Below are 17,216 nucleotides of genomic sequence, written 5' to 3'. Positions count from 1 at the left end.
TGTCTTTCTCCACCGCTTTCACACGAAACAAAGATGACTCTGCTGCAATTTCAGCCCTTCACTGACGGCAGTTCCGATACCAGCCGGAGCGAGGCATTGATGCCTTCCAGCTGGTAGTGCGGACGCAGATAGAACCGGGCATTGTAGTAACCGGGCCGGCCTTCGACGCTGTCGACCTGGACCTCTGCCGCGGCAAGCGGGCGCTTGGCGCGCGCCTTGTCGTCGGCGAAGGCTGGGTTGGCCAGCACGTATCGGTTGATCCATTCGGTCAACCAGATCTGCATGTCGGTGCGTTCCTTGAACGAGCCGATCTTGTCGCGCGCAATCGCCTTGAGGTAGTGCGCGAAGCGCGACACCGGGAACAGGTAGGGCAGGTTGGCGCTGAGCCGCTCATTCGCCTGCGCGTCGGGATCGACGAGGCGGCCGGCGCGGGTCTCGTCGTCCTGCAGCGAATGGGCGCCGATGAAGGCCGCAAGGTCGGTGTTCTTCCGGTGCAGGATCGGCATCAGGCCGAGCTTGGCCAGTTCCGCCTCGCGCCGGTCGTCGATGGCGACCTCGGTCGGGCATTTCATCGCGATCGAGCCGTCGTCGGTCGGGAAGGCGTGCACCGGCAGGTTGAGCACCGTGCCGCCGTTTTCGACGCCGCGGATCTGCGTTCCCCAGCCAAAAAGCTTGTGGCTGCGGTTGATGTTGACGCCCATCGGGAAGGCGGCGTTCATCCAGACATATTTGTTGTGGTCGCCGCCCACTTCCTCCTCGAAGGTGAAGCCCTTCACCGGAACCGTCTCCGTGCCGTAGGGCAGACGTGCCAGGACGCGCGGCATGGTGAGACCGATATAGCGGGCGTCCTCGCTCTCGCGCAGCGACTGCCACGAGGCATAGGCCGGGTTGTTCACGATCATCTGCAGGTCCTGCGGGTTCGGCAGTTCCTGCCAGCTGTCCATGCGGAACAGGCGCGGTGACGCCGCGGCGATGAAGGGCGTGTGCGCCGAGGCGCAGACGCCGGAGATGTTGCGCAGCAGCCCGACGTCGCGCGGATGGTTGGAGAATTCGTAGGCGCCGATGATGCAGCCGATCGGCTCGCCGCCCAGCATCGAATACTCGTCCGTGTAGACCTTCTTGAAGATCGGGCTCTGGTCCCACATCTGGCCTTCATAGTCTTCGAGCGTGTCGGCCAGCTGCTCCTTGGAGATGTTCATCACCCGGATCTTGAGCTTCGTATCCGTCTCGGTGTTGTTGACCAGATACCAGAGGCCGCGCCATGTGCCTTCCATCTCCCGCACTTCCGGCGCATGCATGATCTCGTTGACCTGCGTCGTCAGCATCTTGTCGATGCCGGCGATCAGCGACTTGATCGACTTGATCGCATTGGAAGAGATGGTCGTGGTCTCCGAGCGCGACTGCGCCGCGAGCGCCAGGTTTCGCACCAGCTGCTGCAGCTTTTCGCTGTCGTCCTTCTTGACCTTGAAATCCTTTTCCAGCAGTCCGCTGAATTCGCCGAGGTCTATCGCTTCCGCTTCGGCTGTGGCGGCTGCGGTCTTTTGCTGTTCAGCCATGACTTACTCCTCGCCCTTGCCGTCATCCATCGCCTGGCTGGCGATCTTGCTCAGCAGCGGCTCGTTGTTCAGAAGCTGCGCGATGCGCTTTTCGGCGTCGACGCGGCCGTCCATGAAGCCGAGCAACTCTTCGAGCTGACGGCGCATCTTGAGGATCTCGGCCAGTTGCGGGACCTGCTCGGCGATCTTGTCCGGAGCAAAATCGCCCATCTTGGAGAAGGTCAGATCGACCGCCAGTTCCTCGTCGCGCTCGGCGCCCTCGGCTTGCGGCAGCGTGTTCTTCACCCGCGCCTTCACGCGCGGCCCCATTGCCTCCATGAACTTGGGGAAGCGATTGGCGTCGGTTTCGACGAATTTGCGGTCGAGCACCGACCTTGACGCTTCCTTGGTCTGTGAGGCCCCGGCAAGATCGGCCATCACGGCCATGACGAACGGCAGTTCGATGGTCGTCGGGCTGCCGTAGGTTTCAACGTCGTAGGCGATCTGCACGCGCGGGGCGCGATTTCTTTCGATGACCTTGGCTTTGCTCTCTGCAGGCATGCTATTTACCTTTCATTCTTCTAGGCCGGCTTCTTGGGATCGGGGACACCGGCAAGCAGCCGGAATTCCTTCAGCCCCGACGGGGCGAGATCTTCCATCAGTTCAACGAAATCCATGTGCACCATGCGCCGCACGCGTCGGGCGAGATGCGGGATCGGGCTCGACGGCTCGGTGCGGTCGTAGAAGGCGACAACCAGGTCGAGGCATTTGACGACGTCGTCGCGCGAGGTGATCCGGTCGGGCAGTCCGGTGCTCGCTTCCATAGAGCTTGCCACACTTGCCATCCTTTCGGCTCCCATCGCTGCGGCTCCGTTGCGGGCCGGCGCTGCCGCTTCCGCCGGTTGCGGAGAGGGCTTCGCGGCCCCGTTCGCCACTGCGCCGGCGACTGAGTTCCGCTCCAGCGTCGTCAGCAGGCGCTGCAGGAATCGCTTCAATTCCGGAACGGTGGATCCGCTGCCTTCGATGCGGGCGTTGAGCGCGGTCTCCACTGCCTCGAGCGCCGCGATCGCCGCGCGGCCATCGGCGATGAGCGACGTCATCGCCTCGCCGGCCTGGTCCATCTGTGCCTTGCATCCGGTGCGCACCCGGTTGACCAATTGGCTGTGGGTGCTGGTCAGCGCCGCCTTTTCGGCCGCGCTCAGTCCCGAAGCCGCCTCCTGCAGCATGACCTGTTCTTCGAGGCTGCCCTTTTCCAGATCCTCGCCTTTGATCGGCCCGACCGTGCGCGGGGCAAAGAAGACCATGCCGCGCAGATCCTTGAGCAGCCCGTCCTGGCTGTTTTGCAGGTCGATCAGCGCATTGATGCGCCGCAAGGCAGCCTCGCGCGGCGTCGCGCCTGAGCGCAGCGCCGGATGCATCGTATCCCAATGCCTGTCGAAGGTTTGGGCAATCAGCGTCAGGCCTTCAGCGAGCCCGCCCAGCTGGTCTTCATTGGCAAGGGCACGCACCACCAGGACGAGAAGGCGCAGGTCCCGGCCGTGCGAACGCAATTCCTCAGCCTTGGTGATTATGACGGACCAGTCGACCGGAACATCGACTTCCGATTTGTTGTTTCCTTCGTATTCGACCTTTTTCTGCTGTTCGGTCAGGCGCTCCAGCTCATGGAAGGCCGGGTCGTTGCGCAAGTCCTCTCCCGACGGATTCGCACCGTTCAGAGGATTCAGCCAGAGTGCGAGATCGATCACACCTACCCCCAGCCAGCGGCCCTGAGACCCCTATGTGACGCAACGTTATCACACGGCCTCACTCTACCACAATTGACCAGCTGCTCAAAAACTAACGGAACCTAAACGCCCGGTTTCTTTGCCGGAAACCCATCGCGCGATTGCCGGACCCGGTATGTGAAATGCCTCGCATAGCGGGGCACGGCAATCCGGTGTTTGCTGCAGGACAGGCGAGGCTGCGTGGCCGGGAAGCATGCCCCGGACCGTATCCGGTCGCCTTGTTCGTCACACGCTTTGTCAAGCCGCCGCATATATGGCAGGGTATCGGCGGGCAGATTTTCGGGAGCAGGTTCGATGGAACAGCGCCGGGCATCGCAGGGCTTCAAGCGCAAGGAACTGGTCGCCAAGCTCAATCCCACCGGGGTGCGCGCCTTCAAGGCGGCGGCGGACACGGCCAAGCTGCGCGGCAACCCCTATGTCGAACTCGTCCATTTCATCGAGCAACTTGTGCTGTCCGAGCGCTCGGACGTGCAGATGATCGTCGCCGACGCCGGCATCGATCCCAGCCGACTGACTGCCGACCTGACCCGCGCGGTCGACAGGCTGCCCTATGGCGCGACTTCTATCGAGGAATTTTCCGACCACATATTTCACGCCATCCAGGAAGGCTGGAACCTGGCGACGCTGGAGTTCGGGGTGGAAGAGGTGCGCAGCGCCCATATCCTGCTCGCCTGCCTGAAGACCCCGGTGCTGGAAGGTCTGCTGTCCAAGATCAGCGCCGAGTTCGACAAGATCGATGCCGACGGCGTCATTGCCCGCTTCGCCGATGTCACCGAAGGTTCTCTGGAAGCCGGCTCGCCTGCCGCCGCAGCTCCCGACGAGAAGCCGATGAAGCGTGGTCCGGGCGGGGATTCGGCGCTGGCAAAATACGCCACCGACCTTACCCAGCGCGCCCGCGACGGCAAGATCGACCCGGTCGTCGGCCGCGATCCCGAGATCCGGCAGATCGTCGACATCCTCATGCGACGCCGGCAAAACAACCCGATCCTGACCGGCGAGGCCGGCGTCGGCAAGACGGCGGTGGTGGAAGGATTTGCCCTGCGCATTTCCCAGGGCGACGTCCCGCCGACATTGCAGAACATCAGTGTCCGCATGCTCGATGTCGGCCTGATGCAGGCGGGCGCCAGCGTCAAGGGCGAGTTCGAGAAGCGGCTGAAGGCGGTCATCGACGAGGTGCAGGCCTCCGAGGTTCCGATCATCCTGTTCATCGACGAGGCGCATACGCTGATCGGCGCCGGCGGCGCTGCCGGGACCGGCGACGCGGCCAATCTCTTGAAGCCGGCGCTGGCGCGCGGCGAGCTGCGCACCGTCGCGGCGACCACCTGGGCCGAATACAAGCAGCATATCGAGAAAGACCCGGCGCTGACGCGGCGCTTCCAGGTGGTCAAGATCGACGAGCCGTCGGAAGCGGTGGCCGTGCTCATGCTGCGCGGCGTCGCCGGCGTTCTGGAGCAGCACCACAAGGTGCAGATCCTGGACGAGGCGATCGAGGCGGCGGTCTCGCTGTCGCACCGCTATATCCCGGCGCGGCAGCTCCCTGACAAGGCGGTCAGCCTGCTCGATACCGCCTGCGCCCGCGTCGCCATCTCGCAGCATGCCACGCCGGCCGAAGTCGAGGACATTTTGCGCCGCCGCCAGGCGCTCGAGGTCGAGCAGGGCATCATCGGCCGCGAGGCGGCGATCGGCATCGAGGTGGCCGACCGGCAGGCGAGGGTCGAAGCCGGGCTGGCGGAAGCCGAGACGACTTTGGCCGCCGCGCAGGAGCGCTGGGAACGTGAAAAGGCGCTGGTGAGCGAGATCCTCGATCTGCGCGCAAAATTGCGCGGCGAGGGTGTGCCGCTCGATGCGGCCGCGCGCGAGGATGCCGCCGTTGCAGCGGAAGGCGCGGAAGCGGCCGAAGTGAAGGCGCCGGAGCAGAAAACCGCCGAAAGCACGGACGCCAAGCCTTCCAAGGTCAAGGCTGACAAGGCCAAGAAGTCCAAGGCTGAAGCGACAAAGGCTGCAGCGGCCAAGGTCGAAGCACCTGCTGCCGAGGCAATCGCCGGTGGTTCGACGCCGGACTCGGCCGCCGATCTGGCGCGGTTGCGCGAACTGATGGCCGAGCTTGCCGCGGCGCAGGGCGAGACGCCGCTGATCCTGCCTTCGGTGGACCGCAACGCCGTCGCCGCGGTCGTCCAGGACTGGACCGGCATCCCGACCGGACGCATGCTGTCAAGCCAGACCGAGAAGGCACTTAGGCTCGCCGCTACGTTGTCCGAACGCGTGGTCGGCCAGGATCACGCGATGGAGATGATTGCCAAGCGCGTGCAGACCAGCCGCGCCGGCCTCGGCGCCCCGGAAAAGCCGGTCGGCGTCTTCCTGCTCTGCGGCCCTTCCGGCGTCGGCAAGACCGAGACCGCGCTGGCGCTGGCCGAGACGCTCTATGGCGGCGAGCAGAATCTGATCTCGATCAACATGTCCGAATTCCAGGAGGCGCATACCGTCTCCACGCTGAAAGGCGCGCCGCCCGGCTATGTCGGTTACGGCAAGGGCGGCATCCTGACCGAGGCGGTGCGCAGGAAACCCTATTCGGTGATCCTGCTCGACGAGGTCGAGAAGGCGCATCCGGACGTGCACGAGATCTTCTTCCAGGTCTTCGACAAAGGCATGATGGACGACAGCGAGGGCCGCCGCATCGACTTCAAGAACACGCTGATCCTGCTCACCTCGAATGTCGGCTCCGAGGTGATCATGGACCGCACCAAGAACGGCACCGTGCGGACCGGCATCGACGATCTGGATTCCGCCTTGCGCGCCCCGCTGCTGAAAGTGTTTCCAGCGGCCTTTCTCGGCCGCGTCGTCACCATTCCCTACTATCCGCTGTCGGATTCCATGATCGAGGCGATCACGAGGCACCAGTTCGGCAAGATCGCGCGGCGCCTCAAGGTCACCAACGATGCCGAGCTGGTCATCGGCGAGGGCGTGATGGACCTCGTCAAGGCGCGCTGCACCGAGATCGAGTCCGGCGGGCGCATGATCGACGCCATCCTCACCAACACGCTGCTGCCGGAGCTGAGCCGCGGCGTCCTCAATCGTTCGCTCGAGGGTCAGAAGATGACGAAGGTTACCGTTGGCGCTTCCGCGGAAGGCTTCACCTATTCCTTCGAGTAGACAGGCATCAGCAGGGAACCTTTGTCGCGCTTTGGATATTGTGCGGATATCTGTATGGCCGGGAGGCACTGCCTATGATGACCAAATCCGTCGTGATCGCCGCCCTCGCTGTGGGGATCGGCTGCGGTGTATCGGCACCGTCCTCAGCTGGAAGCCGCGACCATCGCCTTCAATCCGAGCGCTATGTTCCCGCGGAGGGCGACCTGATCGACATCCTGTTCGGCGGCCCGCGCTACTACGACCAGCAGCTGTTCACGACAGGCGGCGAACCCTGCTCCTATCAGCGAACGGGACCGGACGCGAACGCCATCAACAAGATCAACGACCATCACTGCGGGAAGTAGCCGGCCCGTTGCGCAGGGCGCGCCCTGAGGAGCACTGGCGCCGGACCGCCGCGGTCTGGTGAGCCGCGTGCAGCCGGTTGCGCGGGCGTCCTTGGCGCACACCGCAATGGACGCGAATTCTACTCCGTTGCTGGCTCCCGCGACTTCCCGTTGCGTGTCCGCCTTTGCGAAATGTCGCCGTCGCCTTGCCTGACGTGATCGATGAAGGCCCGCAGCTTGGGCAAGACCTGATGCCTTTGCGGGTAATAGAGAAAAACGCCCGGCGAGGTGACGGCAAACGGCCTTAGAAGTGCATGCAGGCGCCGGTCGGCGATCGCGGAGGCGGCGACCGGGCCGGGCACTTGCGCTAGGCCCACGCCCCGGATCGCGGCGCCGAGAAGCGTGGAATAGTCATGCGCGATGAGCGGTCCGGTGACGATCGCCTCGATCGCCTTGTTGCCGTCGACAAAGCGCCAGGGTGCGACCGAGCCATCCGTGCGGCGCATGCGCAGGCAGGCGTGACCGCGCAGATCCTCGATCTGTGCTGGACGGCTCCGGTGATGCAGGTAGTCGGGGCTGCCGACCACCACGAATGGGAATGACGGCGTCAACCGCACTGCCACCATATCGGGGGCGATTAGTTCGCCCATCCGGATGCCGGCGTCGAATCCCTCCGCGGCGAGGTCGACCAGTTCTCCGCTTGCGACAATCTCCAGCTCGATCTCGGGATAGGCCTGGCAAAAGGAGGCGACGAGCGGCTCCAGCAACACCGGGAGCACCGCACGTGGCACCGATAAGCGCAACAGCCCGGTCGGTCGCTGGCCGAATTCGCGCGCGATCTCGGCTGCGGCGACCAGTTCCTCGAAGGCGGGTCGTGCGCGCGCAAAAAAGCGCTCGCCGGCTTCGGTCAGGCCGACGCTGCGCGTCGTGCGGAGAAAGAGCGCGACGCCGATGCGGGCCTCGAGCGTTCTTACTGCCTGGCTGATCGCGGACGGCGTCACCCGCAGTTCCGCGGCTGCCTTGCGGAAATTCCGGTGCCTGGCGACGCTCAGGAACGCCTCGACGCCATCCAGAGCGCCATGCCTGACTGTGAAGTTCTGCTTCATGACCAATCTACATTATCGCGGATAGTTGTCGGGAGGAAGCACTCCTATGTTGCAGGAACCACGCTCATCCGGGAGAAAGCAAATGTCACCGGCGACGATATTTATGATCCATCTCGTTCTTGGCTATGTGCCGTGGCTCCTCGGTTTCGGCGCCTATGCCTGGCCGAGACTCCGATCGATGGAGCCCATCCAGGCGCAGCGGGCGATCGCGACGCTGCACAGCTTCCGCTTCTTCGGGCTGGTCTTCCTGCTTCCGGGCGTGGTCGGTCCGAACCTGCCCGCCGGTTTCGCCGTCTTCGCCGCCTACGGCGATTTCGCAACCGGGCTCCTAGCCATGCTGGCGTTGGCTTGCGTGAGAAGACCGTCGATCTTCTGGCCCTCGGTCGTCGCCTTCAATCTCGTCGGGATGGTCGACATTGCGGTCGACTATTTTCACGGCAGTCAACTCGGCCTGCCGGAACTGGCCGGCCAGCTGGGCGCCGCCTACGCAATCCCGATGCTTTATGTGCCGCTGCTGATGATCACGCATGTCGCTGCAGTCTGGCTGCTCGTGCGTGCACAGCCCAAGCCGGCTCGGGCGCCAGGCGCAGGAAGGGGCGCCGGCATCGCCTGAATATCGACGCGATCTCAGTAAACCGGCGTCGCCATGTGACGTGGCGCTGGCCAATCTGCCGTGATCTCCGGCTGCACCGGTCGTTCGAGATAGGTCGACAGCACGACATAGCTTCGCGTCGAGGTGACGCCGGGCGTCTCGTAGAGCCGCGCCAGCAGACCTTCGAGCGCCCGGGTGTCCTCAGTGCGCACCTTGAGCAGCATGCAGGTGTCGCCGGCCACCGTATGGATCTCCTCGACTTCAGGATATTCCGAGACCGCCATCAGCTCCGGCGTCTTGCCCCAGCCCCTGGTGTCGATATGCACGAAGGCGAGCAGCGGCTTCTTCACCGCCCGAGGATCGATGATCGCCGAGGTGGCGCGGATGGCGCCGCTGCGCTTGAGCCGCTTGACCCGTTCATGCGCCGCAGGCGGCGACAGGCCCACGCGATCGCCGAGTTCGGCATAGCTGATGGTGGCGTCATCGACGAGCGCGCCTAATATTCTTCGGTCGATCGGGTCGATGTCGCGGGCCGCGTGCCTGTTCCGCTGAATGCCATCTGTTTCTTCATCCATCGCAGAATTCCTCATTGAGGCCTAATGAAATTCGGCCATTATGACGATATGTCGAACAGTGATCAATCAGCAATTCTCTCGGTCACCCCGCGCGCGCCGATCCCAGCGGCAGCCTATCTGCTGACCGGCTGCATCGCCGTCATCGGCTCCAACTCGCTGGTTCTCGGGCCGATCGCGCCTGCCGTCGCGGCATCGTTCGGAGCGAGCGTGCCGGCGGTGATGACCGCCTCTGCCGCATTCGGTCTCGGCACCTCGGCCAGCGCGCTTTTCCTCGCCCGCTACATCGACAGGATCGGCGCGCGGCGCATGCTGCAGGGTGCATTGCTGTTGCTCGGACTGGCGCTGGTCGCCTGCGCGCTGGCGCCGACCGTGGCGGCGCTGGTCGCGGCTCAGCTCGTCGCCGGCATTGCCGCCGGCATCGCTATGCCTGCCATCTATGCCAGTTCCGCGGCGATCGCGCCGCCCGGCCGCGAAAGCGGCACGATCGGCGTCGTGCTGACCGGCTGGACGCTGTCGATGGTCGCCGGCGTCTCGCTGTCGGCGGTGCTTGCCGATCTCATCCATTGGCGCGCTGTGTTCGCTGCCGTTGCGCTGCTGGCCGGAACCGCTGTCGCCGGCCTGACCGTCAGCTCGCTGCGCGACGCCAGAAAAAGCGGCCCGGCCCCTTCACCCCTCGGCGCCTTGGCCGTGCCCGGCATCCCGCCGCTGCTGATTGCCTGCGGCGCCTTCATGACCGCCTTTTACGGCGTCTATGGCTATCTCGGCGATCATCTGCATGAACGTCTCGGCGAACCTGTCAGCGCCAATGGTCTAGCGGCAGTCGCCTATGGTCTTGGCTTCGGCGCGGCGGCACTGCTTGATAGCGTCATCGACCGTTTGGGCGCTCGCCGAGTCATGCCCTTTGCCTATCTGCTGGTCGGAGCCGTCTATGTCGCGATGGCTTTGCTCAGCGGCAGCTTCGGCCTGCTCATGGCAACGATAGCGGTCTGGGGTCTTGCCAACCATTTCGGGCTTAACGTTCTGGTCATGCGGCTGACGGCGCTCGATCCGGCACGGCGCGGCACCATCATGGGCCTGAACAGCGCGGTCACCTATCTCGCCGTGACCGTCGGCACTGCCGGCTTCGGCCCTCTCTATACGAGCCTCGGCTTCGCCAACTGCGCGCTCATCGCCGCCCTGCTGATGCCGGTGGCGGCGTCGGCCGCGGCATGGCGCTCAGCGGGTGCCCGGCAATAGGCTTGCGCCCCCATTCGCTCCTTCGCTAAGGCTGGTTTGCGAACCGGACCGAAGCCCGATGAAGACGACGCTCGAGATCACCGCCGAGCCCTTGCCGCAGGACCTCGCCTTTCTCGGCGAAAGGCTGACGGCTTTCAACGATGGCGATGTCGGCGCCTCGGACCGGAAAGCGCTGGCGATCTTCGTGCGCAACGATGATGGGGCGATCGTCGCCGGCATCTCCGGCTACACCGCCTGGGGCTGGCTCTTCGTGCAGTGGCTCTGGGTTGACGAAGAGCTGCGCGGCCGGCGCATGGCGGCCACTATGCTCGAGGCAGCCGAACGCGAAGCGCTGGCGCGTGGCTGCCAGGGCGCCTGGATCGACACCTTCAACCCGATCGCCGCCAAGGCCTATCAGCGCCAGGGTTACCAGCCCTTTGGCACGCTCGCCGATTTTCCCGTCGGCCGCAGCCGCATCTTCCTGCAGAAGAGACTGTCTGATTAACCTGCGAGTCTGCCGTCGCTCATCGGCCGCGGCACGCCGGTCGTGCTCGGGAAACTGATCGGCAGGCCCCGCAGCACCCGGACCGCGAGGAATGCGAAGCACTCGGCCTCCACCGCGTCGCCCTTCCAGCCGAGCGCCTCGGCCTGCACCACCTCGACGCCGGCACGGCGGCCGAGCATCGCCATCATCGTCGGATTGTGGCGGCCGCCGCCGCTGACCGCCAGCCGCTTGGGCCGGCGCGGCAACAGGTCGAGCGCTTTGCCGACGGCGGAGGTGGTGAAGGCCGTCAGCGTCGCGGCGCCATCCTCCACGCCCAGTCCCTCGGCCATGGCTGCCGTGAAGTCGAAGCGGTCGAGGGATTTCGGATAGGGTGCCGTGAGATAGGGATGCTGCAGCAGCCGCCCAAGTCTTGCCTCGTCGACCGTGCCGACCGCCGCAAGCTTGCCGTCGCGGTCCATCTCGCCGAGACCCTTCGACTTGACGAAATCGTTGACCGGCGCGTTGGCCGGCCCGGTATCGAAGGCGACGATGTTGTCCTTTCCATCCCACCAGGTGATGTTGGCGACGCCGCCGAGATTGAGCACGGCGGTATCGCCGCTGGCGTCCGCCTCCCGCAGAAGCGCCCTGTGATAGGAAGCGGCGAGTGGCGCGCCTTGCCCACCGGCCGCCACATCGGCCGAACGAAAGTCATAGGCGACCTTGGTGCCGAGCAGGGCTGCCATCAGCTCGCCGTCGCCCAGCTGGCGCGTGCGGCCGATGCGTCCCGGCTGGGGGGCGCGATGCAGCACGGTCTGGCCATGGAAGCCGACCACGCCGATATCGGCCATGGTCAGCCCATAGCTCGCGACGAGGCTCTTGACCGCTGCCGACTGCGCGCGTGTGAGCGCTTCTTCCGCCTCGCGAAAGATCGCCGGTTCCGGGCCGTCGAAATTCCAGGCGCGCGCCTGGCGCAGCGTCTCCTCGAGCAGGCTGCGGATCGGTTGCGGGTAGGGGGCTAGAGTATAGGTGCCGAAATCGGCGATGCGCTCGCCGTCGGTCTTGATCAGCGCTACGTCGATATTGCCGTCAAGCACCGTGCCGGTCATCAGGCCGACGGCCCAGATTGCTTCCATGATCGCTTCCTCGAATCGCCGCTGGAGCAGATGTCGGACGGATCGGTCCGACAGGCAAGTCCTTCGCGATCGCCGGCGATCGTCGCATGGGTCGGCGGCTCTTTTGCGCCAGATACCGGAAATGGATTGGCGCCTTTCTTGCTTCCTGTCGCGCAAGGCGCGAGCTTGTGAAGGTCGGCACCGCCCGCAATGTCATCGCAAGGAGGAAACCCATGGCAGCCAATGTTGCAGTGATTGCAGGCGCCGGGCAGGGCCTCAGCGCTTCGCTGGCACGGCTCCTCAGCAAGCAAGGCTTTCGCGTCGTCCTTGCCGCACGCAATGTCGACAAGCTTGCCGCGCTGGTCGATGAGACCAGCGCGCAGGCGGTCGAGACCGATGTGGCGGACGCCGCCTCCGTCGCACGCCTGTTTGAGGCTGCGGACAAAGCCGGTCCGCTGGAAATCGCCGTCTTCAACGCCAGCGGGCGTACGCGCGGCCCGATCGCCGAGCTCGACCCCGAGGCGGTGAAGCAGGCGCTGCTCGTCGGCGCCTATGGCGGCTTCCTGGTTGGCCAACAGGCGGCGCGCCGGCTCTTGACGCGCGGCTCCGGTTCGATCCTGTTCACCGGCGCTACCGCAAGCCTCAAGGGCTTTTCCGGCTCGGCCGGTTTTGCCATGCCGAAATTCGGCTTGCGCGGGCTGGCTCAGTCGATGGCGCGCGAGCTCGCCCCGAAGAACATCCACGTGGCGCATTTCATCATCGATGGCCAGATCGAGCCGCGCGGGCAGGCTGCCGAGCCAGACCGGCCGGATCGCCGCCTCTCGCCGGATGCGATCGCCGAGACTTATCTCTCGGTCCATCGCCAGCATCGCAGCGCCTGGAGCTTCGAAGTCGAGCTCAGGCCATGGGTGGAGACGTTCTGAACCTGCTGGCGCCAGGGCGATTTCGAACGCAATTTGCTCGATGAGCCGAAATAGAACCCCGACTTTGCGCCATCGGCATCAAGTTTGGTCGGCGCGTCGCTTGGACTGCGGTGGTGGGCATGTCATCGTGCAGGACAAGTCCCGCAAAGGAGCCTGGCCATGGCGCGAATAGTCCCGGTGCTTGATCTCGATCGTCTCGACCAGGGCGTGTCGGAACGGCGAACCTTTCTCGTCGACCTGCGCACCGCCGCCCGTGACGTCGGCTTTTTCTATCTCAGCGGTCACGGCATAACGCAGCCGGACATCGATGCCGTGCTCGGCGCCGCGCGGCGCTTCTTTGCCTTGCCGGAGGCAGACAAGCTCGCCATTGAAATGGTGAAGTCGTCGCAGTTCCGCGGCTATACCCGTGCCGGCGGCGAACTGACCAAGGGCAAGGCGGACTGGCGTGAGCAGCTTGACATAGGCGTCGAGCGCGCGCCGATCCCGCAAGGGCCCGGCGTGCCTGCCTGGACGCGCCTGCAGGGCCCGAACCAGTGGCCGGCGGCACTTCCCGACCTGAAGCCGGCGCTGCTTGCCTGGCAGGCCAAGGCAACGGAGGTGGCGATCCGCCTGCTCAAGGCTTTTGCGCTCTCCCTGGACCAGGCGGAGGATGCCTTCGATCCGATCTACCGCGGCGAGCCCAATCACCGCATGAAGATCGTTCGTTACCCAGGCCGCGATGCCACCGGCGGCGACCAGGGCGTCGGCGCTCACAAGGACGGCGGCTTCTTGACCCTGCTTCTGCAGGACGAGAACAAGGGCCTGCAGGTCGAGTATGACGGGCGCTGGGTGGACGTCGATCCGATCCCGCAGACGCTGGTGGTCAATATCGGCGAACTGCTCGAACTGGCGTCCAACGGCTATCTGAGGGCAACGGTCCACCGCGTCATCACGCCGCCGGCCGGGGTGGAGCGGATTTCGGTTCCGTTCTTCTTCAGCGCCCGGCTCGACGCGACGATCCCGCTGCTCGATTTGCCGGAGGAACTGGCGGCTGAAGCGCGCGGCCAGGCAAGTGATCCGGACAACCCGCTGTTTCGCAATGTCGGCACCAATGTGCTGAAGAGCCGGCTGAGATCCCATCCCGACGTGGCGCGGCGGCACTATGCCGATCTCCTCGAGAACGCCGCGGCCGCCGGCTGAAGATTTGCTTCCTGCGAGCGATTTTTTTTCACCTTCGCGTCAGTTTTTGGAATTTCGTTCGTGGAAAATACACCGCTCACGCCCCAAATAGAGGGCATCGTCTGGCGTTCTCCTCCCATTGCGCCGGACGATGTTCCCCTCTGAAGGTTATGACCTTCATTTTTGGCCGGGCCGCTTTTCGCGCCCGGCCTTTTTCTTTGAGTCAGAAAATTCCTCATCAGACAGCCCCGCTCGGTCGACGGCTGCTAGCGCGTGAAGGCGTATCAACGGTTGGCCCGTCAGTTCGCCACGGCAACGAAACGTTAGACAACGTGCCAACTTTGCCGTTGCTGGAGCTACACCAGCGCGCCGCAAACAGTTATCTATCTTGCGACGTCATGCTTCGGGGGTGAGGGCGCGGCTTGCAGCTGGACTTGAAAACGATCGAGGCGCTCGCGCCCGACCAGGCATCGCTTGCCGCCGCGGCCAAGCTGACCAAGCGGTCGAACTGGCCCCGGCTCGAGACGAACGAACAGCTGGGGCTCGTCTGGGGCGAATGCCAGGGCTCGGGGTCCAATCCCTACCGCGTCGTGTTCGACCTCCGCGATCACGGCAACAAATGCACCTGTCCGTCGAGAAAGTTTCCGTGCAAGCACATTCTTGCATTGGCGTGGATCGGCGCCACGGCGCCCGCCAGCTTCGATCGTGTTGATCAGACGCCGGAGTGGGTGAATGACTGGCTTGGCCGGCGTCGCAAGCCCAGTCCGCAGCCGACGCAGACGGCGGCCGATTCGCAAGTCAAAAGCATCGACGAGGCGTCGCGGCCCGAGCAGAGCGATCCCGTTGAAGACGCCGCAGCTGCCGAACGCCGCGAAGCAGCTCAGCGCAAGCGGGCCGAGGACACGCGCAGCGCGGTTTCGGCCGCGCTCGACGAGCTCGACCAGTGGATTGCCGACCAGCTTCGGCTCGGCCTTGCCGGGTTTGTCGAGGCGTGCAGCGAGCGCTGCCGTCGCATCGCCGCACGGCTTGTCGACCTCAAGGCGACCGCGCTTGCGGGCCGCATCGACGAGCTGCCTGCGCGGCTGATGACGCTGCGCAGCGAGGAACGGCCCGATGCCGCGATCCGTGAGCTCGGCAAACTGGTGCTGCTTGCCAAGGCATGGCGCGCCGCGCCCGACGACGCCGAGCTGAAACGCCTGGTTTCGACATCGGAGACCCGCGAGCAGATCCTCGCCAATCCGGATGCCGTGCAGGTCGAGAGCGACTGGGAGGTGCTCGGCGAGAAGATCGAGACCCGCCGCGATGGTCTGGTCAGCCACGCGACCTGGCTGCTCGATCTGCAGAGCCCGACGCCGCGCTTCGCCGTTCTGCTCGACTTCTTCCCAGCCTCGGCCGGCCGGCGGTCTGGCGCTTTTGCGCCCGGTGATCGGTTCAAGGCGAGGCTCGTGTTCTATCCCTCCCGCAATCCGCTGCGGGCGCTGGTGGCGGAACGACTGGGGGATGTGACCTCAGGGGCAGCGTGGCCCGTTTTTAGCCAGGGCGCTGCCGGCGATCCGCTGCAGGCGTATTCGACCTTCCAGGACAATGCGCCCTGGCTCTCCGAGTGCCCGGTCATCCTGCCGGCTGGCGCCATTCTGACGGATGAAAGAGACGGTGTCTGGTGGCAGGCGGGAAGCGGTCCGAGCGCCATCGCCCTGCCCGTGGAGGGCACGGTCAACCACACCCTGCTCGGCATCGAACTCACAGCCACCGCCGCACTCTGGAATGGCGCCAGGCTCGAGCTGCTGGCGTCGCAAAGCAACATCGGGAGGCTCGATCTGTCATGAACGAGCTGGAGCAGGCAGGGCTGGCGAGGCTGCGCGACGGCTGGATTTCGGGTGGCGCGGTTTTCGAACTGGCCCCGATCGAATGGAAGCATGTCGCGGCTGCCGCGACGCCGGACGAACAGGAGCGGCGGCTTCTGGCGATCGCCGCGCAGGCGCTGGACGTCGCGCTTCGGCCGGCCGCACCCAAGACCTTGAAGCGTCGCCCGCCATTGCCCGTGCTCGCGCTGCCGAGGCTTCCCGATCGGCTGCGCCCGCTGCTGCGGGCGGCGCTGAGGCAAGCAGCGGATGCCAGGCGCAAGACGCTGGTGGTCAAGCTGGTGGCCAGCCGCGGCTACGTCACGCATCCGATGGACTGGATACCCGCAGCATCTGATCAGAACGCCCCGGACGTCTATGCGCCGTGGATCGATTGGCAGACAAGCGCCGAACAGGAACGGCATGGCTCGCATGAGAAGCTGAGCGCCGGAAACTGGGCCGACTTCTACCCCGCCGCTCGGCGCGTCGCGCTGGCCGCGATGCGCCGGAGCGATCCGGCCGCCGCCCGGCTGCTGATCGAAGCCAAGGCATCGGCTGAATCGGCCGAAGTCAGGCTGTCGCTGGTCGAGCTCTTGCGCATCGGCCTCGGTCCCGACGATGCGCCATTCCTGAAAAGCCTTGCCACCGACCGCTCCGGCAAAGTCCGCGAACTGGCGGGCCGCATGTTGGCGATGCTGGGCGAACATGGCGAGGCTGGGCCTGACGTTCCAGTCACCGAACTTGCCGGCTTCATTGAGGAAGGCAAGGCCGGCTTCATCCGCCGCCGCATCACATTCGGCCCGGTGAAGACCAAATCGCATGCGCAGGAGCAGCGGCGCGCCGAGTTGTTCGAGCTCTGCAATCTGGTCGATCTCGCTGCCCGGTTCGGGGTCACGGAGGTCGACTTCATCACCGGCTGGCAGTTCGGCACCGACCACAATGCCGATATCCTTCTCTCGCGCATGGTAGCCGCCTCCGGCAGCGACACTGCGGTGGCGCATATGGCCGACATGCTTGTCGCCGAAGGTGGCAAGCATGTGTTTCGCGCGCTTCAATTGACGCCGCGCTTGGACAATCGCCGAAAACGTGTGCTGGTCCGGTTGATCCTTAAGCAGGCGAACTACCTCGGAATGCTCAATCTGGCGGAAAACCTCGACGCTGGCTGGCTGGACTGGGACGACCTGACGAATGGGCAAGTGCTCCCAGCGTTGCGTTCCATCATTGGTGGAAACGACGATGCCATGCGGCAAGGAGTTCACGACTTCCTCGAGATAATGGGCTTTCTTGCTACCGCAACAGCTGCGACGAGACTGATCGAAGATTTAGTTGCAGCCGGCCTGCCGCCCGCCTCGCCATCGCTTGGCCTGCTGCGCCTCAATGCGGCACTGGCCGAAAATCCTTCCCAAATCGTCAGATGA

The 17,216-nt window shown here is 65.0% G+C and carries 15 protein-coding genes; 9 read left to right on the top strand and 6 right to left on the bottom strand.

What is annotated here, in order from left to right; translation table 11 throughout:
• Positions 1 to 50: 50 nt before the first annotated feature.
• Genes tssC through tssA form a run of 3 tightly spaced genes read right to left on the bottom strand, consistent with a single transcriptional unit; the run spans position 51 to position 3,280 of the window.
• Entirely contained in the window at positions 51 to 1,556 is a 1,506-nt protein-coding gene (tssC, locus tag EJ074_RS09670) for a type VI secretion system contractile sheath large subunit (protein WP_095808055.1), read from the bottom strand.
• 3 nt (positions 1,557 to 1,559) lie between these two features.
• Entirely contained in the window at positions 1,560 to 2,096 is a 537-nt protein-coding gene (tssB, locus tag EJ074_RS09665) for a type VI secretion system contractile sheath small subunit (protein WP_129553164.1), read from the bottom strand.
• Positions 2,097 to 2,116: 20 nt separating this feature from the next.
• Complete coding sequence (tssA, locus tag EJ074_RS09660) at positions 2,117 to 3,280, bottom strand: type VI secretion system protein TssA (protein WP_129553163.1); 1,164 nt, start codon at positions 3,278 to 3,280, stop codon at positions 2,117 to 2,119.
• A 333-nt stretch (positions 3,281 to 3,613) separates the two neighbouring features.
• Between tssA and EJ074_RS09655 the strand changes: the two genes are divergently transcribed.
• Positions 3,614 to 6,469: an ATP-dependent Clp protease ATP-binding subunit gene (locus EJ074_RS09655; RefSeq protein ID WP_129553162.1), complete on the top strand. Its 2,856-nt coding sequence runs from the start codon at positions 3,614 to 3,616 to the stop codon at positions 6,467 to 6,469.
• A 74-nt stretch (positions 6,470 to 6,543) separates the two neighbouring features.
• Positions 6,544 to 6,813 carry a hypothetical protein gene (locus tag EJ074_RS09650; RefSeq protein ID WP_129553161.1) on the top strand — a complete coding sequence of 90 codons (270 nt, stop codon included), beginning with the start codon at positions 6,544 to 6,546 and terminating at the stop codon, positions 6,811 to 6,813.
• Positions 6,814 to 6,932: 119 nt separating this feature from the next.
• On the opposite strand, the gene EJ074_RS09645 is transcribed toward EJ074_RS09650, so the two are convergent.
• A complete protein-coding gene (locus EJ074_RS09645) occupies positions 6,933 to 7,898 on the bottom strand; it encodes a LysR family transcriptional regulator (protein ID WP_129553160.1) in 966 nt (321 codons plus the stop codon).
• 82 nt (positions 7,899 to 7,980) lie between these two features.
• Here EJ074_RS09645 and EJ074_RS09640 point away from each other — a divergent pair, with 82 nt between their 5' ends.
• On the top strand, positions 7,981 to 8,511 hold the full coding sequence (locus EJ074_RS09640; protein ID WP_129553159.1) for a hypothetical protein: 531 nt from the start codon (positions 7,981 to 7,983) through the stop codon (positions 8,509 to 8,511).
• Positions 8,512 to 8,525: 14 nt separating this feature from the next.
• Here the strand turns inward: EJ074_RS09640 and EJ074_RS09635 are convergent, their stop codons facing one another.
• Positions 8,526 to 9,065, bottom strand: coding sequence for an Lrp/AsnC family transcriptional regulator (locus tag EJ074_RS09635; protein ID WP_129553158.1), 540 nt, complete (start codon positions 9,063 to 9,065; stop codon positions 8,526 to 8,528).
• Positions 9,066 to 9,113: 48 nt separating this feature from the next.
• On the opposite strand from EJ074_RS09635, the gene EJ074_RS09630 reads away from it, so the two are divergent.
• Both EJ074_RS09630 and EJ074_RS09625 read left to right on the top strand, forming a co-directional pair.
• Positions 9,114 to 10,301: an MFS transporter gene (locus EJ074_RS09630; protein ID WP_129554024.1), complete on the top strand. Its 1,188-nt coding sequence runs from the start codon at positions 9,114 to 9,116 to the stop codon at positions 10,299 to 10,301.
• A 58-nt stretch (positions 10,302 to 10,359) separates the two neighbouring features.
• Positions 10,360 to 10,785 (top strand): GNAT family N-acetyltransferase, encoded by a 426-nt coding sequence (locus EJ074_RS09625; protein WP_129553157.1) that lies wholly within the window; start codon positions 10,360 to 10,362, stop codon positions 10,783 to 10,785.
• On the opposite strand, the gene EJ074_RS09620 is transcribed toward EJ074_RS09625, so the two are convergent.
• Complete coding sequence (locus tag EJ074_RS09620; RefSeq protein ID WP_129553156.1) at positions 10,782 to 11,897, bottom strand: anhydro-N-acetylmuramic acid kinase; 1,116 nt, start codon at positions 11,895 to 11,897, stop codon at positions 10,782 to 10,784. The genes EJ074_RS09625 and EJ074_RS09620 overlap by 4 nt on opposite strands.
• Before the next feature lie 212 nt (positions 11,898 to 12,109).
• On the opposite strand from EJ074_RS09620, the gene EJ074_RS09615 reads away from it, so the two are divergent.
• From EJ074_RS09615 to EJ074_RS09600, 4 genes are all read left to right on the top strand, one after another.
• Positions 12,110 to 12,799 carry an SDR family NAD(P)-dependent oxidoreductase gene (locus tag EJ074_RS09615; RefSeq protein WP_129553155.1) on the top strand — a complete coding sequence of 230 codons (690 nt, stop codon included), beginning with the start codon at positions 12,110 to 12,112 and terminating at the stop codon, positions 12,797 to 12,799.
• A 159-nt stretch (positions 12,800 to 12,958) separates the two neighbouring features.
• A complete protein-coding gene (locus EJ074_RS09610; protein ID WP_129553154.1) occupies positions 12,959 to 13,978 on the top strand; it encodes an isopenicillin N synthase family oxygenase in 1,020 nt (339 codons plus the stop codon).
• A 644-nt stretch (positions 13,979 to 14,622) separates the two neighbouring features.
• Positions 14,623 to 15,783 carry an SWIM zinc finger family protein gene (locus EJ074_RS09605; RefSeq protein ID WP_348626999.1) on the top strand — a complete coding sequence of 387 codons (1,161 nt, stop codon included), beginning with the start codon at positions 14,623 to 14,625 and terminating at the stop codon, positions 15,781 to 15,783.
• The gene (locus EJ074_RS09600; RefSeq protein WP_129553152.1) at positions 15,780 to 17,216 is read left to right on the top strand and encodes a DUF5691 domain-containing protein; all 1,437 of its coding nucleotides are present in this window, start codon (positions 15,780 to 15,782) and stop codon (positions 17,214 to 17,216) included. The genes EJ074_RS09605 and EJ074_RS09600 overlap by 4 nt, the downstream gene beginning before the upstream one ends.

The sequence above is a fragment of the Mesorhizobium sp. M3A.F.Ca.ET.080.04.2.1 genome, from assembly GCF_003952525.1.
GTDB lineage: Bacteria > Pseudomonadota > Alphaproteobacteria > Rhizobiales > Rhizobiaceae > Mesorhizobium.
This window is presented reverse-complemented; position numbering and strand designations above follow the sequence as displayed.